The organism is Halalkalicoccus paucihalophilus, from assembly GCF_001593955.1.
GTDB lineage: Archaea > Halobacteriota > Halobacteria > Halobacteriales > Halalkalicoccaceae > Halalkalicoccus > Halalkalicoccus paucihalophilus.
Map to the genome: position 1 here is coordinate 374,618 of NZ_LTAZ01000001.1, position 26,015 is coordinate 400,632.

Here is a 26,015-nt window from a genome sequence, read left to right on the forward strand (position 1 = left end):
GTCGGGGGTCAGTGCTACGGCTACTTAATGCGTTCGGCCCGTATCACAACCCGAGCACCCGCAAGAGGACGCCGACGCCGACGACGAGCAGGCCGAGGCCGATCCCGATGCCGGGAATGGGGATCGGGAGCAGGCCGATGCCGAGGATCACGCCGAGGACCATCACGATCGTCGAGATCTTGACCATACCCGTTCGTTTCGGGGAACGCCCAAAGGGCTTGACCCGGCACCTGCGTCGAGCGCCGGCCGAGAGAGGGGAGTCAGTGCCCGGTCTTCCACGCCACGACCCCGGCGAGGGTCACGAGGAGCCCGTAGAGGAGGCCGGTCCCCGGAAGCGGGACGATTCCGAACAGCACGCCGACGATACCGACCGGGACGAGCACCGAAGAGGCGTTGACCATACGCGGATCACCCGCCGGCGACGCAAAGTCGTTGGCCCGGCGACTGCGGGATCACCACCGCTAAGTATTACAGCGTCATTACTCGACTCATGACCGATCTCGGTAAAGTAGACCGCGCCTTCTTCGACGAACACATCTATCCCCACCTCGGCGCCGACCGGGAAGACGTGCGACTCGCACCGCAACACGGCGTCGATTTCGGAGTGATCGACGCCGGCGAACACGTCCTCGCGCTCGCGACCGACCCCGTCTTCGTCATGCCTTCGCTGGGGTTCGACCGGGCGGCGTGGTTCGCGTTTCACATCCTGATGAGCGACGTCGCGGTCTCCGGGATCCCGCCGAGCCATCTCTCGATCGACCTGAACTTGCCGCCGGAGATCACCGACGAGCAGTTCGCGACCGTCTGGGAGACGATGCACGAGGAGGCCACCGAGTTGGGCGTCTCGGTCGTGACAGGGCATACGGGGCGGTACGCGGGCTGTAACTACCCGATGGTCGGCGGCGGCACGACGCTTGCGGTCGGCGATCCCGCGGATCTGGTGCGCCCGGACGGCGCGCAGGCGGGCGATGCGGTGATCGTGACGAAGGGACCGGCCATCGAGGCGACGGGGCTGCTCTCGATCCAGTTCGAGGAGATCCTCGACCTCGATTCGGAAACGATGGCGGCAGCCAAGGAACGTTTTTACGACATGAGCCCCGTCGAGGACGCGTTGGTCGCCGCAGCGGCCGGACCGGTCACCGCCATGCACGACGCCACCGAAGGGGGCGTTTACGGAGGACTTCACGAGGTGGCCCGGGCCGGCGGCGTGCGTATCGACGTCGAGCGCGAGGCGGTGCCGGTCATGGACGGGGTCGAGGCGACCTGCGCGGCCTTCGACATCGACCCGTGGATCTCGATCAGCGAAGGGACCCTGCTCCTGACCGTCGAGAGCAACGGCGCCGGGGACGTGCTCTCGGCGCTTCGCTCGGAGGACATCCCGGCGGCGGTCGTCGGCGAAGCGAGCGAGGGCGAGGGCGTCTACTTCAACGGCGAACCCGTAGAGCGCCCCGAGCACGACCCGTTTTGGGGAGCGTTCGAGGAGGGGATGGTCCGGTTGGAGGGCGAACAATGACCCGCCAGTCGGCCCCGCACACCCCGCCGGTGGCGCTAACGATCGCAGGGAGTGATTCGGGTGGCGGGGCGGGGATCCAGGCGGACATCAAGACGATGGAAGCTCATGGAGCCTTCGCGACAAGCGCGATCACCGCCGTCACCGCCCAGAACACGCGGGGTGTCGAGCGCTCGCACGTCCTCCCCACTTCGGAGATCGACGCCCAAATCGAGGCCGTAACGAGCGACTTCGACGTGGGCGCGATCAAAACGGGTATGCTCGCGACGAGCGAGGTGGTCGAACTGGTCGCCGGGAAACTCGCCGGCTACGACGGATCCATCGTAATCGACCCGGTGATGGTCGCGACGAGCGGGGACCGCCTGCTCGAACCCGAGGCCGAGGCGGCCTACGAGGCGCTGATCGGGGAGGCCACCGTGGTAACGCCGAACGCCGACGAGGCGGCGGTGCTGACGGGGATCGACCCCGAGGACGCCGACGACGCCCGCGAAGCTGGCGAGCAGTTGGTGGAAATGGGTGCCGAGGCGGCGCTACTCAAGGGCGGGCACCTGCCGACTGACGACGTGAAAGACGTGCTGGTGACGGGCGAGGGCGCGAGGACGTTCGAGCACGTGCGGGTCGACACCGATGCGACCCACGGCTCGGGCTGTACGCTGGGCTCGGCGATCGCCGCCCGCCTCGCGCGCGGCGAAGGGGTGGAGGTGGCCGTCGAGGGCGCGCTCGACTTCATGGAGCGGGCCGTGCGGTACTCGCTCGATGTCGGCGCGGGGCCGGGCTCAGTCCACCATCTGGCCGGGCTCCGGAACCGCGCGGAGCGCGAGCCGACGGCTGAGAGAGTGGAAAAAACCGTCGAGCGGTTCGTCGCGGCGGACCTCCGGGGACTCGTCCCCGAGGTGGGGATGAACGTCGTCGGGGCGACGCCCTACGCCGAATTGGTGGGCGAGACCGCCGCAGTCGAGGGCCGGATCACGAAAACGATGTCGGGGATTGCACCCAATCGGGGTGTGCGCTTCGGCGCGTCGAGCCACGTCGCCCGGTTCTTGCTCTCGGCCCGCGAGTTCGCGCCCGACCTCCGATACGCGGTGAACTGCCGGTTCGACGACGACGTCGAGGCGGCGCTGGACGCGCTGGAGGCCCCGATCACGGAGTTCGACCGTTCCGAGGAGCCCGAGGAACTGAAAGAAGAGGAAGGGAGCACGATGGGCTGGGGCGCCCGGCAGGCCTTCGACGTCGAGGAGACGCCCGCGGCCGTGATCGACCGCGGCGAAGTGGGCAAGGAGGCGATCGTCAAGATCGTCGCGCTCGACCCCGAGACGCTGATCGAGCGGACGCTCGCCGTTCACGACGCGCTGGACTAGCGAACCCGATCGAGCACCGGGATCTCCGCGATCCGCTCTTCCGAAAGGAGCGACCGGTCGAGCCCGGACGGTTTCTCTCCTCCCTCTGTTCGGATCACGCGTTCGGGCGTGACCAACAGGTCCATCGGCACGTCGTGGGGCTCGGGTGCGGGGGCGTCGTCTACGACCTGCCTCCCGTGGACGGTCGTCGCCGACGGGGTATCGTCGCCCACCAGATCGAGTTCGCGGAGAACGGCGAACTCCAGGTCGGAGTAGCCCTCGCCCTTGCCGATGCGGGTGCCGGCCTCGGTGACCGCAACGCTTCCCGACACCACGAGGTCGATCTCGGTCATCTCCTCGGGACCCATCGGGACGCCGTGGTTCGAAACCCCCGAGACCGTCGTCGCCTCGTCGATGTCGCTCACCTCGTCGGGGTCAAGTCGGAGAAACGGTTTTTCGCTCTTCAGGCGGGGTTGGGCCATGTAGAGGGTCTTTCCCTCGCGAAGGGCGCGCCTGCGGACGGGGAGCTGTGGCGCGTCGGGGTTGGCCTTGATCGTCCCCGCCTCCTGCCACTCGGGCTGGTCTGCCAACCGTTCTGCGGCCTCGCTTGCCCCGACGAAGTTTGGGATCCGACCGTGGGGCGGGTAGGGAAACCGGGCGATCCCCTCGCTTTCGAGCGCGTCCCAGATCCGCTCGCGAATCGTCTGTTTGTCCATGCCGTCGCCTCCGCGGACACGGACAAAAGGGTGGCGCGTCTCACTCTCGACGCTCGGATCGCTCCTCGAGGAAGCGCTCGGCCCGTCGAGCGCCGCGTTGCATCAGTCGATCGATGAACTCGGGGTCGCGATCCAGCTTCGAGGAGGTCGACAGTTCGCCGCCCATCTCGATGAACTCCACGTCGATGGGCTTGTACTCCTCCGAGAGGGCCCCCTCGTCGAGCCAGTCGTTGACCTGCTCGATGAAATCGACCTCCTGGTACAGCGAGAGGTTTCCGGCGAGCTCGTTTCGCCGATCGGCGATCTCCTCGAGCGACTCCGGCACGTCGTCGCGGCGTTTCGGGTTGATCTGGACGATCCAGATCTCGTCGGGTTTGGCCTCCAGTTCGCGGGGCTCGAGGAACTCCCGGATCGGCGGGTTCTGGCTGAACAGTCCGTCCCAGTACCAGTGATCGTCGATCTCGACCGCCTCGAACAGGGTCGGGATCGCCGCCGAGGCGAGCACCGACTCGGCCGTGACCCCGGCGTTTCGGAAGGTGGCGAACTCGCCCTCGGTGACGTCGGCCGCCCCGACGATCAGGTCGAGATCGGCGTCCGCGGCGAGGTCCGAGGCCCGTTCGAAGTCGACGTGCGCCTCGATCGCCTCGAGAAAACGATCCCGCCCGGCCGAGGTGAACGGGACGTCGTAGGGGCTGACCCCCGGGACCGGCCAGCCGCGTTCGGCGACCGCCGCCAGCCGGACGGCCCACTCGTTGGTCATCCGGTCGACCGCGGAGCGTGCCGAGAGGTCACGCCAGACCCCCTCGAGGGTCTCGACGGCTCGCTCGGTGCCGCCCTCGAGCAGTCCGTACCAGGCGGCGGTCGCACAGACGGCGCCTCCCGAGGTACCGCTGAACGCGACGGGTTCGAACGCCCGGTCCTCGCGTTCGCGCAGGAGTCGCCCGAGCACGCCGGCGGTGAACGCGGTGTGACTCCCCCCGCCCTGGCAGGCGATCGCGACGTGCGTCGTGCCGTCGGTGTCGGTACTCATATGCGTTGATGGGCGTACGGAGTCCTTAGTTCAGGGTGGTTTCACAGGAACTGAACGCCGACGTAGCACTTAACCGATGGAGGACGTACGCCGGGTCATGGCAGACGACTACGACAGGATCGACGTCACCGAAGCGGAGCGAACGCCCTCGGCCTCGTCGGGGACCGACCACGTCGACCTCGTCACCGAGTTGGGCTGTACGGAGATGCGCCCGAAGGTGTGGGATCTGGCGCCGGACGACGCGATGAGCTACCATCGCCAGCACGAACAAGAGGAGTTCTACTACGTTCTCTCTGGACCCGCCCGGATCCGCATCGGCGACGAACGTCTCGACGTCAGCGAGGGGACGGCCCTTAGAATTCCGCCCGAGACGCCGCGGCAGGTGTTCAACGATACCGAGGAGGACCACCGCTGGCTGATCGTCGGCGCGCCGCCGGCCGAGGACGACGGCGAGGTGCTGGAGGAGGACTGAATGGACAAACGCTGTCCCGACTGCGGCGTGACGATGGAGGGCGGAACGCTCGTCAGTTCGGTCGACCGCGAGGCGGTGAAGCTCCGGACCGACGAGTCGGCCGGCGGCGTACTCGGAAAGCTCGGGATGAAGGAGACGCTCCCGATCGACGCGTGGGCCTGTCCGGAGTGCGGGCTGGTCCGGCTGTACGCCGAGTCGGAGTAGTCGGGGTGAACCCGACACGGTTTTGGCGATCACGGGCGAGGTTCGTGTCATGACAGAGGGCGGAATCGTCGGGGAGTTCCTCTCGCTCAAGGAGGGAACTGACGCCGATCTGCTGGCGATGCAGTGTGGGGATTTCTACGAGTTCTTCGCCGACGACGCCGAACTGGTTGCGGAGGAACTCGACCTCAGGGTGTCGAAGAAGTCCTCACACGGCTCGTCGTACCCGATGGCGGGCGTTCCCCTCTCGGAACTGACGCCGTATCTCAAGGCGTTGGTCGAGCGGGGCTACCGGGTAGCGGTCGCCGACCAGTACGACACGGAGGACGGCCACGCCCGCGAGATCACGCGCGTCGCGACGCCGGGTACCCTCATCGAAACCACGGAGGAGGACGCCCGATACCTCGCGGGGGTCGTCCGGGTCTCGGACGAGTGCTACGGACTCGCGTTCGCGGAGGTGACGACGGGGCGATTCCTCGTCACCAGAATCGAGGGCGAGGACGCAGAGGCGCGCGCGATCACCGAGTGTTACCGCTACGACCCCGTCGAGATCCTTCCGGGACCCGACCTACGCGAGGACGAGGACTTCCTCGAATCCCTCTCGGAGCGAACCGACGGGGAGGTGACGCTCCACGAAAAGAACGCCTTCGCGCCCGGCGCGGCGACACATCGCACCCGGGAACAGTTCGGCCGCGAGACGCTGTCGAGTCTGGATCTCGAAACGGAGGGCCCGGAGGTACGGGCGGCGGGTGCGGTACTGTCGTACGTCGAGGAGACCGGGCTGGGAGTGCTCCCGTCGATGACGCGACTCCAGCCCTACGGCGCCGACGACTTCGTCTCGTGTGACGTCACCACCCAGCGCAACCTCGAACTCACGGAGACGATGACCGGCGCGGGCCGGTCGCTGTTCGGGACGGTCGACCATACCGTCACGAGCGCGGGCGGCCGACTGTTGAAGGAGTGGCTCGGACGACCCCGGCGCTCGCTCGGCGAGCTTCACCGGCGACAAGACAGCGTCGGGGCGCTCTGCGAGCGCGCGCTGGCCCGCGAGGACCTCCGGGAGATCCTCGGGGAAGCCTACGACCTCGAACGGCTGGCGAGCCGCGCGACACACGGCAGCGCCGACGCCCACGCGCTGTTGCGGGCACGCGACACGCTCGCACTCCTCCCGGAGGTCGCCGACCTGATCGGGGGCGACGACCGCCTCGCGGAATCACCGCTGTCGGGGATCATCGAGCGACCCGACTGCGAGAGCGCGGCGACGCTCGAAAAAGCACTTCGGGAGGCGCTGGCGGAGGAGCCGCCGAAAACGCTCCGGGAGGGCGGGCTGATAACGAAGGGCTACGATGCCGAGTTAGACGAACTCGTCGAGCGCCACGAGAACGCACTGGCATGGATCGAGGAGCTCGGACCTCGCGAGAAGGCCGACCATGGAATCACGCACCTGCAGGTCGATCGCAACAAAACGGACGGGTACTACATCCAGGTCGGCAAGAGCGAGGCCGAAGCGGTGCCCGAGACGTATCGGCAGGTCAAGACGCTGAAGAACTCGGTGCGGTTCACCACCGACGCCCTCGAAGAGCGCGAGCGCGAGGTCCTCCGGCTCGAAGAACGGCGCGGAGAACTCGAATACGAACTGTTCTGCGAACTGCGCGAGCGGGTTGCGGACCGCGCGAGCCTGCTTCAGGACGTGGGACGGGCCATCGCCGAACTCGATAGCCTGGCGAGCCTCGCGACCCACGCCGTCGAGAACCGCTGGGTCCGTCCCGAACTCGAAGAATCACGGGCCCTCGACATCGAGGCGGGCCGGCACCCGGTCGTCGAGCAGACGACGGAGTTCGTGCCGAACGACCTCCAGTTGAGCGAAAGCCGCGGGTTCCTGATCGTCACCGGCCCGAACATGTCCGGGAAGTCGACCTACATGCGCCAGGTCGCGCTGATCGTTTTGCTGGCGCAGGTGGGCAGCTTCGTCCCCGCCGAGTACGCGAAAATCGGCCTCGTAGACGGTATCTACACGCGGGTTGGCGCGCTCGACGAGCTCGCACAGGGGCGCTCTACCTTCATGGTCGAGATGCAGGAACTCTCGAACATTCTGCATTCGGCCACGGAGGACTCACTGGTGATCCTCGACGAGGTCGGCCGCGGAACGGCGACCTACGACGGCATCTCGATCGCGTGGGCTACCACCGAGTATCTCCACAACGAGATCCGCGCGAAGACGCTGTTTGCGACCCACTACCACGAGCTGACGGCGCTCGCCGATCACTTGGAGCGCGTCGCAAACGTCCACGTCGCGGTGGACGACGAAGGTAACGACGTCACGTTCCTGCGGACGATCCGCGAGGGGCCGACGAATCGCTCCTACGGGGTCCACGTCGCAGATCTGGCGGGCGTTCCGGATCCAGTAGTCTCGCGGTCGGACGAAGTACTCGAACGCCTGCGCGCGGAAAAGGCGATCGAGGCGAGGGGAGAGGACGGGGGTGGTGCGAGCGGTTCAGGGACCCAGCAGGTGGTCTTCGACGTGGGCTCGGGGCAGTTCGAAACGGCCTCGACCGACGGCGGGAGTAGTGGTGAGGAAGCCGACGAGCAGCTCGACCCCGAGACCGAAGCCGTCCTCTCGGAGCTTTCCGAGGTCGAACTCGCGAACGTCTCGCCGGTAGAGCTGATGGGGCGGGTCCAGGAGTGGCAAGGGAGGGTCCGAAGATGAGCCGGAACGAAAACGAGATCCGCACGCTCGATCCCGCGACGGTCGATAAGATCGCCGCCGGCGAGGTGGTCGAACGGCCCGCCTCGGTCGTGAAGGAGCTCGTCGAGAACGCCCTCGACGCTGACGCCGCGGAGATCACCGTCGAGATCGATGCTGGCGGGATCGAGCGGATCCGGGTCGCGGACGACGGGGTCGGGATGAGTGAGGAGGCAGTGAGAAAGGCCGTACAACAGCACACCACGAGCAAGCTTCGAAGTCTCTCGGATCTGGAGCGGGGCGTCTCGACGCTCGGATTCCGGGGCGAGGCGCTGTATACCATCGGCGCGGTCTCCCGACTCGCGATCACGACCAAACCTCGCGGGGGTGAGACGGGGACGACACTCACCCTCGCGGGCGGCGAGATCGAGGCCGTCGAACCGGCGGGCTGTCCCGAGGGGACCGCCGTCGAGGTGACCGACCTCTTCTACAACACGCCCGCCCGCAAGAAGTACCTCAAGCGCGAATCGACGGAGTTCGACCACGTCAACACCATCGTCACGCGATACGCGCTCGCCAATCCCGGCGTGCGGTTCGCCCTCGAACACAACGGTAGAGAGGTCTTCTCGACCACGGGGCAGGGCGACCGGCAGGCGACGATCCTCTCGATCTACGGTCGGGAGGTCGCCCGTGGGATGGTCCCCATCGAGGAGGTCGCGGAGGGGCCCCTCGATGGGATGTCGGGCTACGTGAGCGATCCCGAGACCACGCGGGCGAGTTCGACCTACATCTCGACGTACGTCAACGGCCGGTACGTCCGTACGAACACCGTCAGGACGGCGGTCGTCGACGCCTACGGTACCCAACTCGCACCGAGTCGGTACCCCTTTGCCGTCCTCGACCTCGACGTACCGCCGGAGTCGGTCGATGTGAACGTCCATCCCCGCAAGATGGAGGTCAGGTTCGGCGAGGAGACGGCCATCCGCGAGCAGATCGAGGAAACGATAGAGGGGACGCTGCTTGATCACGGATTGATCCGGACATCGGCTCCGCGCGGGCGCTCGACGCCCGACGAGACGGAGATAGCGCCGGGATCGGCGGACCGGAATCGAGAGAGATCGGCGTCGAAGTCGGGATCGCCCACCGCACGCTCCTCACGGGCGAGCGCCGAGGGAAGCAAACACGAACACGACGGTGGATCTAGCGGTATCGAGGAATCCGACGTATCGAGCGCCTCTGATATCCCGGTAGACGGGGAAGAGACGGGCCCACGAGCGCACGAGGGGTCCCGATTCGGTGCCCCGACGCGACAGACAGCGTTCGGCGAACCGGAGGGGCCGAGCTACGACCGCCTGCCCGATCTACGGGTGCTCGGACAGCTCCAGGACACCTATGTGGTCTGTGAAAGCGAGGCGGGGCTCGTTCTCGTCGACCAGCACGCCGCCGACGAACGGGTCCACTACGAGCGCCTACGGGCGGAACTCGCCGGCGAGACGACGACGCAGGCGCTCGTCTCGCCGGTCGAACTCGAACTCACCGCCCGCGAGGCCGAACTGTTCGCGTCCTACGAGGACGCGCTCGCCCATCTGGGCTTCGTCGCGACCCGTGAGGGACGAACGGTTCGGATCACCACCGTTCCCGCGGTCTTCGACGCGACGCTCCCGCCCGACCTCCTGCGGGACGCACTCGCGGAGTGTGTCTCGGGCGACCCCGGCGACACCGTCGAGGCGACCGTCGACGACCTCGTGGGTGATTTAGCGTGCTATCCCGCCGTCACGGGCAACACCTCGCTGACGGAGGGCTCTGTCGTCGAGTTACTGTCGGCACTCGACGGTTGTGAGAACCCGTATGCCTGCCCGCACGGGCGGCCGACGGTGATCCGCATCGACCGCGAGGAACTCGCCGAGCGCTTCGAGCGCGACTACCCGGGCCACGCCGAGCGTCGGGACTGATTACAGGGCGGTCTCGGGTCCGGGGACGTCCTCGGCGCGGGCCGGACGACGCTGCAGGCGTTCGAGCAGTCGGTACTCGCGATAGACCTGGAGACCGAGTACCGGAACCGCCCCGCCGAGCAGCGCCAGCGCGACGGGGAGGTCGAGCAGCGCCGCGCCAGCCGTCCCGATGACGCTTCCGGCACAGAGCCCCGCACCGGCGTACAGCCGCCGGCGAGTCGACTGGATCGCCCCTCTCCCGCGCTCGGAGCCGTCGATTGGGAACATGGGCGACAGTAGGCGAGCGACCGTTAAGAGGGTCCGCCAACCGGACTGAAAGTGAAAGGGCGGGACGGGAGCGGGGTCATCGCGAGAAAGGGGATGGCGGACGTTTTTAGCGTGGCGCGAGAAGACCGGTGTATGACCGATCTCGTGACCTTCGGCGAGACGATGATACGGCTCTCGCCGCCGGGCAACGAACGCCTCGAGACCACGACCGAACTGGAGGTCCGTGCCGCTGGTGCCGAAAGCAACGTCGCCGTCGCCGCCGCCCGACTGGGTGCCGACACGGTATGGACCTCGAAACTGCCCGACTCCCCGCTTGGCCGGCGGGTCACGAGCGAACTCGAGAGCTACGGGCTCGAAACCGCGCCCGTCCTGAGCGACGAGGGACGCCAGGGAACCTACTACATCGAGTTCGCGGGCGAACCCCGCGGGACCGACGTGATCTACGACCGGGCCGACGCGGCCGTGACGAGCGCCCACGCCGAGGAACTCCCGACCGAGCGCATCCGCGAGGCGGAGTGGTTCTACACGAGCGGGATCACGCCCGCGCTCTCCGAGACGCTCGAAGAAACCACTGAGACGCTGTTGTGGACCGCCCGGGACGCGGGCACCAAGACCGCGTTCGACCTGAACTACCGGAGCAAGCTCTGGTCGCCCGAGGAGGCCCGGGAGGTGCTGGAGGGCCTGTTCGAGGACGTCGACGTGCTCGTGACCGCGGTGCGCGACGCGGAGAACGTCCTCGGCGCGGAGGGCGACCGAGAGGCGATCGCCCGCGGGTTGGCCGAGGAGCACGGCTTCGAGACGGTCGTGCTCACGCTGGGGGCGGAGGGCGCACTGGCCTGCCACGAGGGGGAGATCACCCGCCAGTCGACCTTCGAGACCGAGACCCACGACCCCATTGGGACGGGTGACGCCTTCGTCGGGGCCTTCCTCGCGAAGCGGATCGCGGGCGGTGATATCGGTGGGGCGCTCGAATACGGCGCGGCGACGGCGGCGCTCAAGCGGACGATCCCGGGCGACATCGCGGTCGTCACCCCCGAGGAGGTCGGGGGCGTGATAGAGGCGGCCGAAAGCGGGATCTCGCGGTAGGGTGCGAGGGGGACACGGGCGGAAAACGGCTAAACCGACCGCGCTCGAAGGAAGGGTATGACCCACGTCGCAATCGTCGGGGCCTACGGGAGCGCGGGCGTCGCCGTCGCACAGTCGCTGGCCGACGCCGAACGGGACGTCGAGTTGACCCTGATCGACGACGGCGAACCCGGCGGCGGCCTCTGTATTCTCAGAGGGTGTATGCCCTCGAAGGCGGTGCTCTCGGCGGGCGCTCACAGGTTTCAGGCCCGCCACGACGACCGGCTCTCGGGTACCCCCGAGGTCGACCTCTCGAGCGTCGTCGAGACGAAAGACGAGCAGGTGCTCGGTTTCGCCGAACACCGCCGCGGCGCGGTCCACGACCTCGCCGAGCACGAGGACGTCGAGCTCATCCACGAGACCGCCCGTTTCACCGGTCCGCACACGCTCGCGGTGGACGACCGGGAGATCGAGGCCGACTACGTCGTGATCGCGACGGGCTCGACGCTGAACGTCCCCGACCTGCCGGGAATGGAGGAGGTCGATCCCACGGGCAGCGCCGAGGTGCTCGATGCGACCGACTTCCCCGACTCGGGGATCGTTATGGGATTTGGCTACGTCGGACTCGAACTCGTCCCCTACCTCTCGGAGGCAGGAGGGATGGAGCTGACCGTGATCGAACACGACGACCGCCCCGTCGACGAGGCTCCCCCCGGGTACGGCGATACGATCCTCGACCTCTACCGCGAGGAGTTCGGGATCGAGATCCTCACGAACGCCCGGGAGCGCTCGGTAGAACCCACCGCCGAGGGCGGCGTCCGGATGGAACTCGAGCGCGACGGCGAGGTCGAGACGATCGAGGCCGACCAGCTCTTTACGTTCACCGGCCGGAAGCCGAACCTGGATGGATTGGGCATCGAAAATACCGACCTCTCGCCGGAGGCGGGCTGGGTCGAGGACACGATGCAGGCGCGGGACGACCCTCGAACCTTCGTCGTCGGGGACGTCAACGGCCACGAGCCGATCCTCCACGTCGCCAAAGAGCAGGGGTTTCGGGCCGCCGAGAACGTCCTCGCACACGCGGCGGGACGGGACCTCGAACCCTACGAGAACGTCCACCACCACGTGATCTTCAGCGGACTGGGCGTCTATCCCTTCGCCCGGCTGGGCCACACGGCCGACAGCGCCCGGGAGGCGGGCTACGACCCGATCGAGGTGAGCCGCGAGGCGAGCGACGACGGTGTGTTCAAAGTGAAGAACGTCCCCGAGGGGCTGGCGACGCTCGTGGTCGCACAGGACGGCACTGTGCTGGGCTATCAGGGGCTGCACCACCACGCCGACTCGATGGCGAAAACGATGCAGATCGTCGTCGAACTCGGGCTCGACGTGCGCGAGCTACCTGATAGAGCGTACCACCCGACGCTTCCAGAGATTCTGGATGGATTGTTCCGCGAGGCGAGCGCGGAGGTCGACGAATAGGAGTCGAAAACGAGGACACGGTGCGGTGGCCGGTACGAACGCGGGCGGCACTTTCGCCGCCCGCGTTCGTAGGGCGGGGAAAGGCTGGTCCCGGAAGTGCCGTGTAATCGCACGGCACGACTGCGGGCCTGGTGGTCATAAAAAGGGCGAGGGCTGGCTGCCAAGCCAGCCCGAGGGCTTTTCAGCCGAAGTTCTCGACCTTCGCGTCGTCGGGATCTCCCCTCGTCTCTTCGAGCGCGTCGAGCGCCTCGGTGACGAACTCCTGAAAGCCGTAGACGAAGACCTGCTGGCCTTCGTAGTAGCTCGCGACGTGATCCGCGAGTTCGTCGGTGACGATGACGGTTGCACCCTCGTCTTTGAGCGCGCTCAGCCGGTCCTCGTGGACGGGCTCGTCGTCGCAGTAGACGATCGTGACCTCGTTTCCGTCGGCCAGCGCGCGCTCGCCGATCCCGACGGCGGGGCCGACGCCCGGCCCGCCCGCCAGTATCAGCGAGTCGTCCTCGTTTTCGTAGTAGGCGCTGCCGTAGGGGCCCTCGACGGTGACGCTCTCGCCCTCGGCGCTCTCGATCCACGGGCCGAGTTCACCCTCGGGGTCGATCCCGATGGTGATTTCAATGGTCTCACCCACCTCAGGCGATGAGAGGGTGTAAAAGCGCGAGACGTGCTCGCCGTCGATGGTGGTCGAGAGCTTGAGGAACTGGCCGGGCTGGGCGTCGAACCCGTCGGGCGTTTCGAGGTCGACCGCAACGGTGTCTGCTCCGACCTCTCTGACGGCGGCGATGGTGGTCTGCGTCGGCTCCATAGCGAGGGTACTCACTGGCGAGGAAAAGTCCTTGCTCTTGGCGACGGATTCCCCGGCTGTAGGTGGTTACGCAAGGCTTTTTGCCCACGGCGGGACTATCTCGATACCACATGCCTGAGGACTTAAACTGGGCCGTCGGCGGGGAAGCCGGCGACGGGATCGATTCGACGGGGAAGATCTTCGCCCAGGCTCTCTCACGGGCTGGACGACACGTCTTCACCTCCAAGGACTTCGCCTCGCGGATCCGCGGCGGCTACACCGCCTACAAGATCCGAACCTCAGTCGACGAGCTAAACAGCGTCGTCGACCGGCTCGACATCCTCGTCGCGCTGACCCAGCGCACCATCGACGAGAACCTCGACGAACTCCACGAGGACAGCGTCGTCATCTACGACGGCGAGCGCTCGTGGGACGCGGAGGTCCCCGAGGAGCAGATCGCCCTCGACGTGCCCCTGAAATCGCTCGCGGAGGACGCCGGCGGCGCGATCATGCAGAACGTCGTCGCGCTCGGGGCGGCCTGCGAGGTCGCGGGCTTCCCGATCGAGCACTTGGACAGCGCCTTGGAGAAGCGTTTCGGCGACAAGGGTCAGAAGCTCGTCGACAACAACCAGGAAGCGGCCAGAAAAGGTCGCGATTACGTCCAGGAAAACTACGATCACGACTTCGGCTACAGTCTCGACACCACCGACGAGGACTACGTCCTGCTCAACGGCGACGAGGCCATCGGTATGGGCGCGCTCGTGGCCGGCTGCCGGTTCTACGCGGGCTACCCCATCACACCCGCGACGAACGTGATGGAGTACCTCACGGGGAGGATCGACAAGTACGGCGGCACCGTCGTACAGGCCGAGGACGAACTCTCGGCGATCAACATGGCGCTGGGTGCGGCCCGTGCGGGCGCGCGCTCGATGACCGCCACCTCGGGCCCGGGGATCGACCTGATGACCGAGACGTTCGGGCTGATCGCCACCAGCGAGACGCCGCTGGTGATCGCCGACGTGATGCGTTCGGGCCCCTCGACGGGGATGCCCACGAAGCAGGAACAAGGCGACCTCAACATGACCCTCTATGGGGGCCACGGCGAGATTCCCCGATTCGTCCTCGCGCCCACCACCATCGCGGAGTGTTTCCACAAGACAATCGAGGCGTTCAACCTCGCCGAGAAGTACCAGACCCCCGTGTACGTCGTCTCGGATCTGGCGATGGCGGTGACCGAACAGACGTTCTCGCCCGAGGAGTTCGACATGGACGCCGTCGAGATCGATCGCGGAAAGGTCGTCGACGAGGACTCGATCGACCAGTATCTCGACGAGCAGGGACGCTTCCAACCCCACTACGACGCCGCCGACGGCGTCAGTCCCCGCGCGTTCCCCGGCACCGAGCAGGGCGCACACATGACGACCGGCCTCGAACACGACGAACTGGGTCGGCGGACCGAGGACACCGAGGAGCGGGTTCAGCAGGTCGACAAACGCAACCGGAAGGTCGAGACCGCCCAGCGAGAGGAGGACTGGTCGCCCCGGGAGTTCGGCAACGCCGAGGCCGAGAACCTCGTGCTCTCGTGGGGATCGAACGAGGGCGCCATCAGGGAGGCGATGCAGGACCTCGACGTCGACGTCCGGTTCATCTCGGTGCCGTATGTGTTCCCGCGGCCGGATCTGACGGAGGCCGTCGAGAACGCCGAAAAGACCGTCGTCGTCGAGTGTAACGCGACGGGACAGTTCGCGGATCTCGTCGAGCGCGACACCCTTACACGGGTCGAGCGCATCAACAAGTACAACGGCGTTCGGTTCAACGCGGACGAACTCCGCGATCGGATCACGGAGACGTTCGCCGCCGAATCGGAGGCAACAGCATGAGCTCTCAGGCACACTTCACCGACTTCAAATCGGACAAGCGACCGACGTGGTGTCCCGGCTGCGGCGACTTCGGGACGATGAACGGCATGATGAAAGCGTTGGCGAACACCGGCAACAGCCCCGACGACACGTTCATCTGCGCCGGTATCGGCTGCTCGGGCAAGATCGGCACGTACATGCACTCGTATGCGCTCCACGGCGTCCACGGGCGCGCGCTGCCGGTCGGAACGGGAGTGAAACTCGCCAATCCCGATCTCGAAGTGATGGTCGCGGGCGGGGACGGCGACGGCTATTCGATCGGCGCGGGTCACTTTATCCACGCGGTCCGGCGGAACGTCGACATGACGTACGTCGTCATGGACAACCGGATCTACGGGCTCACGAAGGGCCAGTTCTCGCCCACCTCCCGGGAGGACTTCGAGACCTCGACCTCGCCGGGCGGGACCAAGCAGTCGCCGGTTCACCCGCTGGCGCTGGCGATGGCCGCCGGCGGCAGTTTCATCGCCCAGTCCTTCTCCTCGGACGCACAGCGCCACACCGAGATCATCGAGCAGGCCATCGAGCACGACGGCTTCTCGCTGGTCAACACCTACAGCCCCTGCGTGACGTTCAACGACGTCGACACCTACGACTTCTTCCGGGACTCGCTCGTGGACCTCGCAGAGGAGGACCACGACCCCACCGACTACGACCAGGCCCGACAGAAAATCATGGACTTCGACAACATCTATCAGGGTATTCTCTATCAGGACAACGACAGTGTGGGCTACGAGAAACGGCTCGGGATCAAGGAACCGATGAACGAGATCCCCGACGGCGCGCCCGAGGGCGCGATGGACCTCGTCCGCGAGTTCTACTGAATCGCCCGAGAGCCCGCGTTTACCCGTCCGACCTTCCGCTTTCCTTCGTCCGACTGAGAAGGTATCTGCCGTCGGCGGAGACACGGCGGTGCGTCCCGAACGGATTCCGTCGCCCCCGTCAGGTCGCGTCCGCGACGTGTCAACGGGAGTATTACCACTCATTTTTATGAGGCCGTCGGCTAGCCCGTAGTATGACCGAATCGTACGACATCGTCGTGGTCGGTGGCGGTACTGCCGGCTGTTTCGCCGCCGCGACGGCCGCCGCGGAGGGGCTCTCGACCGTGCTCCTCGAACGAAAGACCCGCGAGGAGGCCGGCCACATCGCCTGTGGAGATGCGATCAAGGGAAAGAGCACGTTTCCCGACGTGATGGATCTGGAGTACCTGAAAGAGGAGTCCTTTACCAACCGAAACATCCGTCGAGCACGTTTCGAGAACCCGAACGGCGACGAGATCGACATCGAGTTCGACCAGCCGGGTGCGGTACTCGACCGCAAACGCTACGGCGAGGTCGTCCTCGAGGAGGCCGAACGCGCGGGGACGACGATGCACTACGACACCGTCGTTCAGGACGTCATGCAGGACGAAGGGGTCGTCACGGGCGTCCGCGCGAATCGAAACGGCGAGACGATCGACTACGAGGCGACCATCACGATCGACGCGGCGGGCGCGCTCTCGATCCTGCAGGACAAAGCCGACCTCTCGGAGGCGACGTTCGACACGAACGTGAACTACTCGCAGTTCTGTTCGGCCTACCGGGAGATCGTTCACGTCGAGGAGGAGGTCGAGTGGAAGGACGCCATCGTCTTCAAGCCCACCGAGGAACTCGGCTACCTCTGGTATTTCCCACGGTCGGGGACGGAGATCAACGCCGGGCTGGGGTTTCAGATGAACAAGGAGCCGATGGAGCTGGTCGAGGTGCTCAAACGCGATCTCGCGACCCGTCCGGAGTTCGAGGGCGCCACAGTGGAAGACAAACTCGGTGGCGCACTCCCCACGAGGCGGCCGTACGATTCTGCGGTCGCGCCGGGCCTGATCGCCGCCGGTGACGCGGCGGCCCACGTCAATCCCACGACCGGCGGGGGAATCCCTGGGGCGGCGAAAGCGGGCTACTGGGCCGCCCAGCAGGCCATCGAGGCGATCGGCGAGAGCGACGTAAGCGAGTCGGCGCTCTGGGAGTACAACCGGAAGGTGATGACCGACTTCGGCAAGCGATTCGCTGCGATCGATCTCTACAACATCTGGGGCGGGGCTCACGAGGTCGAGGAACTCGTCTCGGTCGTCTCGGCGATTCCGGGCCAGCAGCTCGCCGACGCGATCAACGGGAGTGGGGGCTCGTCGATGGAGTTCGGACTGAAGCTGCGGACGCTGATCGAGACGTTCGGCCACTGGGACCTGCTCTACGAACTGTATCGAGTTCGGGACCGGGCGGCAACGCTCACGAGCCACTACGAGGCGTATCCGAGCACGCCCGTCGCCTTCGAGGGGTGGCGCTCGGAGCGCGACCGCGTGCTCGATGAGGTCTACGAGATCAGCGGCGCACAGCCGAAATACTGACGCGAGAAGCGGGAACTATACGCCCGGTCGGTCTACGAACGGTATGCGCTTCGATCACGCCGGGATCGCGACCGACGATAGCGACGATCTAGCCGCCCTCTTCGAAACCGTCTTCGACGCGTCGATCGTCCACGAGGAAGAGTTCGACGGGATGAACGTCACTTTCCTCGACTTCGGAAACGGGTATTTCGAATTACTCGAGCCCCGAGACGGCGGGACGATCGCACGGTATCTCGATCGAAACGGATCGGGGATCCACCACCTCGCCCTCGAGACCGACGACATCGAGGCGGCGCTCGGAACCGCCCGCGAGGCCGGGATCGATCTCATCGACGAGGAGTCCCGAGGAGGGGCGTGGGGCCACGAGGTCGCCTTCCTCCACCCGAAGTCGACGGGTGGCGTCCTTATCGAGTTTGTCGAGCACTAGCTTACTCGATTTCTCTGATGACGTCCGCCGGGTTCCCCCCGACGACGACGCCGGGCGGAACGTCGCCGGCGACGACCGCGCCCGAGGCGATCACCGCACCGTCCCCGATCGTGACGCCCGGGTTGAGCACCGCCCGTCCGCCGATCCAGACGCCGTCGCCGACCGTGACTGGCTTCCCGTATTCGAGACCGGCGGCGCGCTCGTCGGCGGCGAGCGGGTGGGTCGCGGTGTAGACGTGAACGGCCGGTCCGAGCAGGCAGTCGTCGCCGAACTCGACCCGGCAGACATCCAGAATCACGCAGTCGAAGTTGGCGTAGAAGTCCTCGCCGACGTGGACGTTCGAGCCGTAGTCGCACCGAAACGGGGGTTCGACGAAGAGGTCGCCCTCGACGGAGCCGAACAGCTCTTCCAATATTCGCTCGCGTCGGTCGGGATCGTTCCCCGTGGTTCGGTTGTACTCGCGGGTGAGTTCGCGGGCACGCGCTCTCTCGGCGACGAGTTGTGGGTCGCTTGCGTCGTAGAGCTCCCCGCGAAGCATCTTCTCGCGCTCACTGGGCATGGCCTTTATCCAGGGGGCGCCCGGATACGGGTTGCTGTTCTCCGATTGAAGCTCGTTTCTGGACGTGCTATGGAGGGGAGAGTCACTACTCGCGGAGAACCGGAAGTGGGCGGCTGCGGTAGCGGACCGGCGCGTCTCCGTCGCGCCGGCCTTTTTGGAGGAGATTTTTCGAGGAGCGGTGTGCGAACGAAGTGAGCACACCGCTCCTCGAAAAATCTCCGCGTCTAGAAGTAGTCGATCGACTCGGGCAGTTCGAGCTTCATGCCCTTTCGCTCGCGGATCTCCATGATCGTCTCGCGCTGGAGGCTGTCGGACATGACGCGGAAGCCGGCGTTCTCGGTGTTCCACGAGGCCCGACCCTCGGTCGCGCTACGGATGTCCGAGGAGAAGCCGATCATCTCGTCGACGGGGGCGATCCCCTCGATGACCATGAGGTCGCCCTCCTGGTACATGTCGTCGACCCGGCCACGCCGTCCCTGGATCTCGCCGCTTGCGGCACCCATGTGCTCGCTGGGGACGTCGATGCGGACGTCCTGGATGGGTTCGAGCAGCGAGACGTGCCCGGCGATGAGCGCGCGGTGGACCGCGCGGCGAACCGCGGGGATGACCTGTGCGGGACCCCGGTGGATGGTGTCCTCGTGGAGTCGGGCGTCGTTCAAGCGGAGCAACGTCCCCTGAACGGGTTCTGCGGCCAGCGGCCCCTCGTCGAGGGCCTCTTCGAGCCCCTCGATGACGAGTTCCATCGTCTCGTTCAAGTGCTGGATCCCTTTGGTATCGTCGATGAGGACGTTGGTGCCGAAGATGTGCTCGACGTTCTGGGAGGAGTCCTTGTCCATGCCGGCCTCCTGGAGGGCCTCGCGGCGCTCCTGTTCGGGCATGTCCATCGAGACCTCGCCGAGGCGGATCTGGTCGACGATCTCCTCCGAGAGGGGTTCGGCAGTGAGGTAAAAGCGGTTGTGGCGGTTCGGTGAGATCCCCTCGACGGTGTCGGTCGCCCCGCGAATGGCCTCGCGGTAGACGACGATCGGCTCACCGGTATTTACTGGAATACCCTGGTTGCGCTCGATGCGCTGGGTGATCACTTCGAGGTGGAGTTCGCCCTGGCCCGAGATGAGGTGCTCGCCGGTGTCCTCGTTGATCGTGATCTGGATCGTGGGGTCCTCCTTCGAGACCTGCCGGAGCGTCTCGATGAGCTTCGGGAGGTCGTCCATGCTCTTCGCCTCGACGCTCTTGGTGATGACGGGCTCGGAGATGTGCTCGATCGACTCGAAAGGCGTCATCTCCACGCTGGAGACGGTCGAGCCGGCGATGGCGTCGCGCAGACCGGTGACGGCGGCGATGTTCCCCGCCGGGACGTGTTCGACCTCCTCGCGCTCGCCGCCCATGTAGATACCGACCGACTGAACGCGGTTCTTGCCCGCAGTACCCGAGACGTAGAGCTCCTGGCCCTTCTCGATGGTGCCGGAGAACACGCGGCCGGCGGCGATCTCGCCGGCGTGGGGGTCGATACCGATGTCGGTGACCATCAGGACGACCTCGCCCTCGTCGTCGACCAGCCGCATGCCCTCCGCGAGGTCGCTCTCGTCGTCGCCACGCCAGATACGCGGGATACGACGGGGCTGGGCGTCGAGCGGGTTCGGGAAGTGCTCACAGACCATGTCGAGTACGACGTCCGACAGCGGCGTCCGGTCGTGGAGCTCCTGGCGCTCGTCGTTGCGTTCGAGATCGATGATGTCGCCAAAGTCGATGCCGGTCGCCTGCATCGACGGCATCGAGACGCCCCACCGATAGAGCGCCGAGCCGAACGCGACGGTACCGTCCTCGACGGAGACCGTCCAGTCGTCGATGTCGTCCATGTCCTCGGTCATCCCGCGGATGAGCTCGTTGACGTCGTCGATAACCGAGAGGAGGCGCTGTTGCATCTCCTCGGGCCCCTCCTGGAGCTCGCTGATGAGACGGTCGACCTTGTTGATAAAGAGCGTCGGCTTGACGCCCTCACGGAGCGCCTGACGGACGACGGTTTCGGTCTGGGGCATCGCGCCCTCGACGGCGTCGACGACCACGAGCGCACCGTCGACCGCGCGCATCGCACGGGTGACGTCGCCGCCGAAGTCGACGTGGCCCGGCGTGTCGATGAGGTTGATGAGGTGGTTGGTGTCCTCGTACTCGTGGGTCATCGAGACGTTCGCCGCGTCGATGGTGATCCCGCGCTCCTGTTCGTCCTCCTCGGTGTCCATCATCAGCCGGGTGGCCTCGCCCTCGTCGGCGATCATGCCCGCACCGGCCAGTAGATTGTCCGTCAGCGTCGTCTTTCCGTGATCGACGTGTGCGGCGATGGCGATGTTCCGGATGTTCTCCGGCTTGTCCATCAACCGTTCACACTCCTGAACGATCTTCTTTCGTCGGCCCATTACCGTCTCCTACCGGTAGCGGAGTGAAAAGGGTAGTGTTTCACATTCGCCGTTTGACGGCGAATGTGAAGCAGAGAGCGTAGCGAAGCGGAACGAGCGTGTTTCGTTCGAGCGGCGCGAGAACCAAGGTCGCTGTGAACGGAGTGAACAGCGGTGTTTCGCGTGGGCGATAGCGAGCGTGAAGCAGGGAGTAGACGGTGAGCGAGCGGAGCGAACGGAGACGACCGTGGTTTGCATGAGGTGCTTCGGCGCGGATCCTCGACTAGGGGCGACGAGCACCGGGAATCGTGCCGGCGGTTCGCGCGCGGTTCAACTCGGACAGGGGAGAGCGGTGTGACGGCCGGCACGAGCGGGGCCGTCACCCTCGACGGCTCCGCGAGTGGGGCGGGGAAGGGCTGGCGTCCTAAGCGAGCGGTTCGGATCCGAACCGCTCGGAACGCGGCCCGGTGGTCCTCGGAAATCGAAGGTTTCCGGGACCGGAAAAGACAGTGTTGCAGTCATTTGTGGGGTCATGAAACGGGCGAGGCGGATCTGCCGAGGTTTCGCCGGAGAACCGTCGATTCTCCCGATCCCGAAGCGGCTCCGTCACTTCGACGACTCGTCGGAGCGGCGAAACCGTTCCGAGATGCTAAAAAAGCCGTCGGCGTTTTCGAGGACGCCGAGGGTTGTTCAGAGCAGGAGCAGCGGCGACACCCCCACCAGAACGATCCCGAGGACAACCCGAAGCAGGTGGGGATCGACCAGGTGGGCGACCTTCCATCCGGCGACGACGCCCACCAGTTGCGGGATCCCGACGAGCAGGGCGACGGGGATCGACACCGCACCCGAGAGCGCGTAGCCGACGGTCGCGAACGCCGAGATGAAGATCGACTGGACCTGCGCGACCGCGACCGCCACGAGCATGGGCACGCCGAGCACCACGAGGACCGGCACGGCGACGACGGGGCCGCCGACGCCGAGCAGCCCGCCGAGAACGCCGATCCCGAGGCCGACCCCGCCGACGAGTATCCGGCGCTGGCGGTCGGGGACGCTATCCAGTCGGTTCGAGGGTTTCAGGCCGACGCGTTCGCGGTAGACGATAACCGCACCGATGGTGGCGACGAACAGCGAGAGCAGGTAGCCGAAGACGTACTCGGGGAGCAGCAAGTTGAGCTGCGAGCCCGCGAGCGCACCAGCGATGCTCGTCGCGCTCAGGACGATCGCCATCTCGCGGGCGTAGCCCTGTGCGAACTCGCCGGACCGGAAATAGACGAGGCTGCCCAGCAGGCCGGTCGCGACGAACGTCGCACTCGCGGTGCCCGCGACCTCCGCGGACGAGAGGGGCGCGAGCGCGAACAGCGCGATCGTCACGAAGACGCCGCCGGGGCCGATCGCGGTGATCCCGACACCCGCAAACAGGGCGATCACGACGAGGAGCGCGGCGAGTTCGGGCGACACTATCGGTCGAAAACCGCCGGGAGTCGTAAGTCTGGTGATCGACGTCGAGTCGTGTGGCGCTTGCGGTTCACGACACCTCGTAGCCGAACCGACGGCAGGCCGGATCGACAGTCTACAGCCCGCCGCCGAAGAGCATGCCGATGAAGTCCCGGATGGAGAGGGCCGCGAGCACGATCGCGAGCAACACGAGCGTCGCGTTGACGAGGTTGAGCTTCAGGGTGTTGGTGTGCTCGCCCATGGTCCCGCGGTCGTTGACGGCCCAGAACAGGAGCACCGCCGCCAGCGGCAGCGCGAAGATGCCGTTGTAGGTCGGAAAGAGGATCACCATGTCGACGACCGAGAGGCCGAGCGCCGACGAGATGACCGGCGAGAGCACGCCCAGTCCCGTCCCGGCCGCGAAGACGAGCTTGAACAGCCGTCCGTCCTTGGTCGGTTCGTGACCGAGCGCCTGCGGGACGATGTAGGCGGGCGTCCACATGATCGGGATGATGCTGTTGAACGCCGCCGCCGCGGCCCCGGCGATGAAGAGGACCATCGCCCACGCGCCGAACACCTCGACGAGCGCCTCGCCGGGCGTCATGAACGTATCGAGTGTCGTGTAGCCGAGCGCGGGCAGGATCGCCGCCGAGACGATCAGGATCGCAATCGTCGTGACCCCACCGACGGCGTAGCCGACCGCGAGGTCCTTTCGCATCGTCGGGAGGTCCGACTCGTCGGTCCAGCCCTTGTTCTCGACGAGGATCGACTCGAGGAAGAAGTTGGGCCAGAGCGCCGTGGTTCCGAGCAGCCCCGCCGCCATCGTCAGCGCCGCGGCGTTCTCGATGCTCGGGACGAACCCGCCCGCGACCGCCGTCGGGTCCGCGCCGCTCGGGAGCATGACGATCACGAAGATCACCATCAGCGCGAGCATCATGGCGATCATGACGTTCTCGACCAGCTCGTAGTCGAGCAGGCCGACGCCGATCGCGACGAACGTCGTGGCGACCGCGACGGGCTGCCAGCCGATCGCGCCCCCGGAGAGGAACTGCACGCCGGCGCCGACCGCCGCGACCAGTCCCAGCGTCCAGGCGACACACCCGACCGAGAGAAACAGCGCGACCGCCGTCGCGCCGCCGCGTCCGAGTTTCGCCCTGATGAACTCCATCAACGAGGTGCCGTGGATGCCCAGCCGGGCGCTCATGTCCTGGGCCATGAAACCCAGAAGCGCCGCGCCGACGACAGCCCACAACAGTGTGTACCCGTGGGCGACGCCCGCCTGGCTCGCGATGAACACCGATCCCGACCCGAAGTAGCTCGCGACCATTACGAACGCCAGTCCGTACTCCTTTATCGTTGCCGATACCTCGTCTAACCAACTGCGTCGTGCGTGATCCGTTGCCATTTATATTGACGATTCGCATTCCGTAACCGCTTGAAAACTCGTCCGAATGATACGTCAATCATATCTATGGGAATTGGAGAGATAAACCCTCTGCTTGCCCGGTCCGTTCGACCGATCGGGGTACACGACAGCCGAGGAGTGGTCGTTTCGACCGGCTACCGGAGGTCATAGCCGCGAACTACGGATCGTGCCTCTCGGGACGGTCGCGGCGGCGGGCCCGCCCGCGTTCAACCGCGTAACTCGCGCCGATCGCGCCAAGGGCCGCCGTCCCTCCCACGCCGGTCGTGAGGGCCGCACTCCCGTCGTCGATCGTCACCGCGTAGCGTTCGGTCTCGCCGGCCGCGATCGTACCCTCGATCGTCTCGTCGAGGAACCCGTGATACCTGTCGCCGACGTAGACGTCGAGGGCGTACTCGCTGGCGCCTCGGCCAGTCAGTGCGATCCGGTACGTTCCATCGGACACCCCATAGCGGTAGTGGAGCGGTTCGGGGCCGGTAGTCCGTTCGAGTCGCCGTCCCGTCTGATCGACGACGACCGTCTCGACTGCGGGGTCCGCCGCGACGAACAGGGTCGTCCCGAACACGCGCTCGGAGAGCGATTTCCCGCCCCTGAGCGGTCCGGAGGGATCGCGCCGGGCGCGGATCAACCGGTCGTACTCGTTGTGAACGAACTGGTCGTAACCCGCGCCGTACTCGACGGGCTGGGGAACCGGCGTCTCGCCGCTCGTGTCGATCTCGACGGTGTAGGTGAACTCCGCGTAGGTCTCGGCGGTGTAGTTGGGGTTGTACGCGAGCAGCACGATCCGATCGGGGTGGCGCTCGTAGTCGTAAACGAGCACCTGATGCGAGCGGACCGACTCCTCCGAAAACAGCGTGATCGCGGCGGTGCCGAAGGCGTCGACCGCCGCCAGTAGATCCGCGAGTTGCGAGTCGTAATCGATCAGCGAGGCGTCGAGCAGGGCGTACCGCCCGAGCCATGCGTGAAAATCGACGTACTGTGCGGTCTGGTACTCGACGAGATCGTCGAGGATCGGCGTCTCCTCGATGGATTGCGGGGCGTTCGGGTGGGCGATCTCGCTCGCCGTATCGAAGCCGCCGGGAATCGTCTCGGGGCGTTCGAAATATCGCTGTGCGGCGAAGACCATCCCGTAGCAGTAGCCGTTGGTTCGGACCGCTTCGAGCAGTCCTTCGCGAGCGTGCCGAGAGAACCCATCGACGAACCCGCCGGGAAACTCCGAGATCGGGCGGTCGAACACGTTCTCGAACGACTCACGCCACCCGTCGTCGACGGTGTCGGGCACCGTTCCGGGATACGGCCCCTCGCGTACGCGCCAGTTATAAAACCCGAAACCGTGACGGGTCGGATCGAACGTCCGGTCGGCCGTCGACCCGACACTTCCCGTCTTCGACCCGCCAAGTTCCGGGGTGATCGCCGTGGCGGCCACCGAGACGGCAGCCAGAACCGATCGGCGTGTCACACCACGACCATCCTCGTTGGGAGAGGAACACCGCCTCGGTTCAGGACCGCTCACGATCGATCACGTCACAAACAAAACAGAATTAATATATAAAATATAGATAACTTTAGGGTGCGCCCGGACGGTTACCCCGTAGTAAGGGCGGCGGATCGTAACCCCTTTAACCGGAACCGGCATATGCTGAAGTGAGTCCTGGTAGGGTAGTGGACCATCCTACGGGCTTGCGGAGCCTGTGACCGGAGTTCAAATCTCCGTCAGGACGTTTTCACGGCGCAATAAAGCGATCGACAGGGACGACTGCGCCGTGAAAGCACGCGGAGATTTGAGCAGAGACTCAGGACGTCCGCTGGCGCTCACGGCCTGACGTGCCTCCCGCTCGCTTCGCTCACGTGAAACTCCTCGCGGAGCGGTAAGCAGGAAGTAACGCGAACAAGCGCAGTGAAACAGTCGAGTTTCACTGGGCCTCAGTGCGTTTTCGGGGGAGGGGACGGCGGGGAGGCCGTATACGATCCGGGAACCGCTGGACCGGTTTTA

The 26,015-nt window shown here is 66.2% G+C and carries 23 protein-coding genes and 1 tRNA gene; 13 read left to right on the plus strand and 11 right to left on the minus strand.

What is annotated here, in order from left to right:
- Nucleotides 1–43: 43 nt before the first annotated feature.
- Nucleotides 44–187 (minus strand): hypothetical protein, encoded by a 144-nt coding sequence (locus HAPAU_RS21505; protein ID WP_169802607.1) that lies wholly within the window; start codon nucleotides 185–187, stop codon nucleotides 44–46.
- 73 nt (nucleotides 188–260) lie between these two features.
- Entirely contained in the window at nucleotides 261–401 is a 141-nt protein-coding gene (locus tag HAPAU_RS21510; RefSeq protein WP_169802608.1) for a hypothetical protein, read from the minus strand.
- 89 nt (nucleotides 402–490) lie between these two features.
- Here HAPAU_RS21510 and HAPAU_RS02005 point away from each other — a divergent pair, with 89 nt between their 5' ends.
- Both HAPAU_RS02005 and thiD read left to right on the plus strand, forming a co-directional pair.
- Complete coding sequence (locus HAPAU_RS02005) at nucleotides 491–1,513, plus strand: AIR synthase family protein (RefSeq protein WP_066378906.1); 1,023 nt, start codon at nucleotides 491–493, stop codon at nucleotides 1,511–1,513.
- Entirely contained in the window at nucleotides 1,510–2,868 is a 1,359-nt protein-coding gene (gene thiD, locus HAPAU_RS02010) for a bifunctional hydroxymethylpyrimidine kinase/phosphomethylpyrimidine kinase (RefSeq protein WP_066378909.1), read from the plus strand. The genes HAPAU_RS02005 and thiD overlap by 4 nt, the downstream gene beginning before the upstream one ends.
- On the opposite strand, the gene HAPAU_RS02015 is transcribed toward thiD, so the two are convergent.
- Both HAPAU_RS02015 and HAPAU_RS02020 read right to left on the minus strand, forming a co-directional pair.
- Nucleotides 2,865–3,563: a 5-formyltetrahydrofolate cyclo-ligase gene (locus HAPAU_RS02015; protein WP_066378911.1), complete on the minus strand. Its 699-nt coding sequence runs from the start codon at nucleotides 3,561–3,563 to the stop codon at nucleotides 2,865–2,867. The genes thiD and HAPAU_RS02015 overlap by 4 nt on opposite strands.
- A 40-nt stretch (nucleotides 3,564–3,603) precedes the next feature.
- Nucleotides 3,604–4,593, minus strand: coding sequence for a patatin-like phospholipase family protein (locus tag HAPAU_RS02020; protein WP_066378914.1), 990 nt, complete (start codon nucleotides 4,591–4,593; stop codon nucleotides 3,604–3,606).
- A gap of 97 nt (nucleotides 4,594–4,690) precedes the next feature.
- Here HAPAU_RS02020 and HAPAU_RS02025 point away from each other — a divergent pair, with 97 nt between their 5' ends.
- Genes HAPAU_RS02025 through mutL form a run of 4 tightly spaced genes read left to right on the plus strand, consistent with a single transcriptional unit; the run spans nucleotide 4,691 to nucleotide 9,901 of the window.
- Entirely contained in the window at nucleotides 4,691–5,065 is a 375-nt protein-coding gene (locus HAPAU_RS02025) for a cupin domain-containing protein (RefSeq protein WP_066378915.1), read from the plus strand.
- Nucleotides 5,066–5,269 (plus strand): PF20097 family protein, encoded by a 204-nt coding sequence (locus HAPAU_RS02030; RefSeq protein WP_066378916.1) that lies wholly within the window; start codon nucleotides 5,066–5,068, stop codon nucleotides 5,267–5,269.
- 49 nt (nucleotides 5,270–5,318) lie between these two features.
- On the plus strand, nucleotides 5,319–7,973 hold the full coding sequence (gene mutS / locus HAPAU_RS02035; RefSeq protein WP_066379389.1) for a DNA mismatch repair protein MutS: 2,655 nt from the start codon (nucleotides 5,319–5,321) through the stop codon (nucleotides 7,971–7,973).
- On the plus strand, nucleotides 7,970–9,901 hold the full coding sequence (mutL, locus tag HAPAU_RS02040; RefSeq protein WP_066378918.1) for a DNA mismatch repair endonuclease MutL: 1,932 nt from the start codon (nucleotides 7,970–7,972) through the stop codon (nucleotides 9,899–9,901). The genes mutS and mutL overlap by 4 nt, the downstream gene beginning before the upstream one ends.
- Here mutL and HAPAU_RS02045 read toward each other — a convergent pair whose 3' ends face one another.
- Nucleotides 9,902–10,168 (minus strand): hypothetical protein, encoded by a 267-nt coding sequence (locus HAPAU_RS02045; protein ID WP_066378921.1) that lies wholly within the window; start codon nucleotides 10,166–10,168, stop codon nucleotides 9,902–9,904. It abuts the gene before it with no gap.
- A gap of 132 nt (nucleotides 10,169–10,300) precedes the next feature.
- Between HAPAU_RS02045 and kdgK1 the strand changes: the two genes are divergently transcribed.
- Together kdgK1 and HAPAU_RS02055 are read left to right on the plus strand one after the other, a co-directional pair.
- Nucleotides 10,301–11,254, plus strand: a complete 954-nt coding sequence (gene kdgK1 / locus HAPAU_RS02050) for a bifunctional 2-dehydro-3-deoxygluconokinase/2-dehydro-3-deoxygalactonokinase (protein WP_066378923.1) — start codon at nucleotides 10,301–10,303, stop codon at nucleotides 11,252–11,254.
- Nucleotides 11,255–11,311: 57 nt separating this feature from the next.
- Nucleotides 11,312–12,712 (plus strand): dihydrolipoyl dehydrogenase family protein, encoded by a 1,401-nt coding sequence (locus tag HAPAU_RS02055; protein ID WP_066378925.1) that lies wholly within the window; start codon nucleotides 11,312–11,314, stop codon nucleotides 12,710–12,712.
- A gap of 181 nt (nucleotides 12,713–12,893) precedes the next feature.
- On the opposite strand, the gene HAPAU_RS02060 is transcribed toward HAPAU_RS02055, so the two are convergent.
- Entirely contained in the window at nucleotides 12,894–13,514 is a 621-nt protein-coding gene (locus HAPAU_RS02060) for a ferredoxin--NADP reductase (protein ID WP_066378929.1), read from the minus strand.
- Nucleotides 13,515–13,624: 110 nt separating this feature from the next.
- Here HAPAU_RS02060 and HAPAU_RS02065 point away from each other — a divergent pair, with 110 nt between their 5' ends.
- From HAPAU_RS02065 to mce, 4 genes are all read left to right on the plus strand, one after another.
- Nucleotides 13,625–15,373, plus strand: a complete 1,749-nt coding sequence (locus HAPAU_RS02065) for a 2-oxoacid:acceptor oxidoreductase subunit alpha (protein WP_066378932.1) — start codon at nucleotides 13,625–13,627, stop codon at nucleotides 15,371–15,373.
- Nucleotides 15,370–16,233, plus strand: coding sequence for a 2-oxoacid:ferredoxin oxidoreductase subunit beta (locus HAPAU_RS02070; RefSeq protein WP_066378935.1), 864 nt, complete (start codon nucleotides 15,370–15,372; stop codon nucleotides 16,231–16,233). The genes HAPAU_RS02065 and HAPAU_RS02070 overlap by 4 nt, the downstream gene beginning before the upstream one ends.
- Nucleotides 16,234–16,424: 191 nt before the next feature.
- Nucleotides 16,425–17,789 carry a geranylgeranyl reductase family protein gene (locus HAPAU_RS02075; RefSeq protein WP_066378937.1) on the plus strand — a complete coding sequence of 455 codons (1,365 nt, stop codon included), beginning with the start codon at nucleotides 16,425–16,427 and terminating at the stop codon, nucleotides 17,787–17,789.
- Nucleotides 17,790–17,832: 43 nt separating this feature from the next.
- Nucleotides 17,833–18,216: a methylmalonyl-CoA epimerase gene (gene mce, locus HAPAU_RS02080; protein ID WP_066378938.1), complete on the plus strand. Its 384-nt coding sequence runs from the start codon at nucleotides 17,833–17,835 to the stop codon at nucleotides 18,214–18,216.
- Nucleotide 18,217: 1 nt separating this feature from the next.
- Here mce and HAPAU_RS02085 read toward each other — a convergent pair whose 3' ends face one another.
- The 5 genes from HAPAU_RS02085 to HAPAU_RS02105 all read right to left on the minus strand — a co-directional run bounded on the left by HAPAU_RS02085 (nucleotide 18,218) and on the right by HAPAU_RS02105 (nucleotide 25,481).
- Nucleotides 18,218–18,775 (minus strand): sugar O-acetyltransferase, encoded by a 558-nt coding sequence (locus HAPAU_RS02085; RefSeq protein WP_066378942.1) that lies wholly within the window; start codon nucleotides 18,773–18,775, stop codon nucleotides 18,218–18,220.
- A 224-nt stretch (nucleotides 18,776–18,999) separates the two neighbouring features.
- Nucleotides 19,000–21,186: an elongation factor EF-2 gene (locus HAPAU_RS02090; RefSeq protein ID WP_066378944.1), complete on the minus strand. Its 2,187-nt coding sequence runs from the start codon at nucleotides 21,184–21,186 to the stop codon at nucleotides 19,000–19,002.
- A gap of 669 nt (nucleotides 21,187–21,855) precedes the next feature.
- A complete protein-coding gene (locus HAPAU_RS02095) occupies nucleotides 21,856–22,623 on the minus strand; it encodes a sulfite exporter TauE/SafE family protein (protein ID WP_066378946.1) in 768 nt (255 codons plus the stop codon).
- Between the two features lie 112 nt (nucleotides 22,624–22,735).
- Complete coding sequence (locus tag HAPAU_RS02100) at nucleotides 22,736–24,004, minus strand: NRAMP family divalent metal transporter (protein ID WP_066378948.1); 1,269 nt, start codon at nucleotides 24,002–24,004, stop codon at nucleotides 22,736–22,738.
- A gap of 178 nt (nucleotides 24,005–24,182) precedes the next feature.
- Nucleotides 24,183–25,481, minus strand: coding sequence for a hypothetical protein (locus HAPAU_RS02105; protein WP_245634009.1), 1,299 nt, complete (start codon nucleotides 25,479–25,481; stop codon nucleotides 24,183–24,185).
- A gap of 189 nt (nucleotides 25,482–25,670) precedes the next feature.
- On the opposite strand from HAPAU_RS02105, the gene HAPAU_RS02110 reads away from it, so the two are divergent.
- Nucleotides 25,671–25,743, plus strand: a tRNA-Arg gene (locus HAPAU_RS02110).
- The last annotated feature ends 272 nt before the right edge of the window (nucleotides 25,744–26,015 follow it).

What these genes read in the sequence shown, in the direction of transcription:
- HAPAU_RS21505 (WP_169802607.1), bottom strand. Translation starts at nt 187, where the DNA reads ATGGTCAAGATCTCGACGATCGTGATGGTCCTCGGCGTGATCCTCGGC.
- HAPAU_RS21510 (WP_169802608.1), bottom strand. Translation starts at nt 401, where the DNA reads ATGGTCAACGCCTCTTCGGTGCTCGTCCCGGTCGGTATCGTCGGCGTG.
- HAPAU_RS02005 (WP_066378906.1), top strand. Translation starts at nt 491, where the DNA reads ATGACCGATCTCGGTAAAGTAGACCGCGCCTTCTTCGACGAACACATC.
- thiD (WP_066378909.1), top strand. Translation starts at nt 1,510, where the DNA reads ATGACCCGCCAGTCGGCCCCGCACACCCCGCCGGTGGCGCTAACGATC.
- HAPAU_RS02015 (WP_066378911.1), bottom strand. Translation starts at nt 3,563, where the DNA reads ATGGACAAACAGACGATTCGCGAGCGGATCTGGGACGCGCTCGAAAGC.
- HAPAU_RS02020 (WP_066378914.1), bottom strand. Translation starts at nt 4,593, where the DNA reads ATGAGTACCGACACCGACGGCACGACGCACGTCGCGATCGCCTGCCAG.
- HAPAU_RS02025 (WP_066378915.1), top strand. Translation starts at nt 4,691, where the DNA reads ATGGCAGACGACTACGACAGGATCGACGTCACCGAAGCGGAGCGAACG.
- HAPAU_RS02030 (WP_066378916.1), top strand. Translation starts at nt 5,066, where the DNA reads ATGGACAAACGCTGTCCCGACTGCGGCGTGACGATGGAGGGCGGAACG.
- mutS (WP_066379389.1), top strand. Translation starts at nt 5,319, where the DNA reads ATGACAGAGGGCGGAATCGTCGGGGAGTTCCTCTCGCTCAAGGAGGGA.
- mutL (WP_066378918.1), top strand. Translation starts at nt 7,970, where the DNA reads ATGAGCCGGAACGAAAACGAGATCCGCACGCTCGATCCCGCGACGGTC.
- HAPAU_RS02045 (WP_066378921.1), bottom strand. Translation starts at nt 10,168, where the DNA reads ATGTTCCCAATCGACGGCTCCGAGCGCGGGAGAGGGGCGATCCAGTCG.
- kdgK1 (WP_066378923.1), top strand. Translation starts at nt 10,301, where the DNA reads ATGACCGATCTCGTGACCTTCGGCGAGACGATGATACGGCTCTCGCCG.
- HAPAU_RS02055 (WP_066378925.1), top strand. Translation starts at nt 11,312, where the DNA reads ATGACCCACGTCGCAATCGTCGGGGCCTACGGGAGCGCGGGCGTCGCC.
- HAPAU_RS02060 (WP_066378929.1), bottom strand. Translation starts at nt 13,514, where the DNA reads ATGGAGCCGACGCAGACCACCATCGCCGCCGTCAGAGAGGTCGGAGCA.
- HAPAU_RS02065 (WP_066378932.1), top strand. Translation starts at nt 13,625, where the DNA reads ATGCCTGAGGACTTAAACTGGGCCGTCGGCGGGGAAGCCGGCGACGGG.
- HAPAU_RS02070 (WP_066378935.1), top strand. Translation starts at nt 15,370, where the DNA reads ATGAGCTCTCAGGCACACTTCACCGACTTCAAATCGGACAAGCGACCG.
- HAPAU_RS02075 (WP_066378937.1), top strand. Translation starts at nt 16,425, where the DNA reads ATGACCGAATCGTACGACATCGTCGTGGTCGGTGGCGGTACTGCCGGC.
- mce (WP_066378938.1), top strand. Translation starts at nt 17,833, where the DNA reads ATGCGCTTCGATCACGCCGGGATCGCGACCGACGATAGCGACGATCTA.
- HAPAU_RS02085 (WP_066378942.1), bottom strand. Translation starts at nt 18,775, where the DNA reads ATGCCCAGTGAGCGCGAGAAGATGCTTCGCGGGGAGCTCTACGACGCA.
- HAPAU_RS02090 (WP_066378944.1), bottom strand. Translation starts at nt 21,186, where the DNA reads ATGGGCCGACGAAAGAAGATCGTTCAGGAGTGTGAACGGTTGATGGAC.
- HAPAU_RS02100 (WP_066378948.1), bottom strand. Translation starts at nt 24,004, where the DNA reads ATGGCAACGGATCACGCACGACGCAGTTGGTTAGACGAGGTATCGGCA.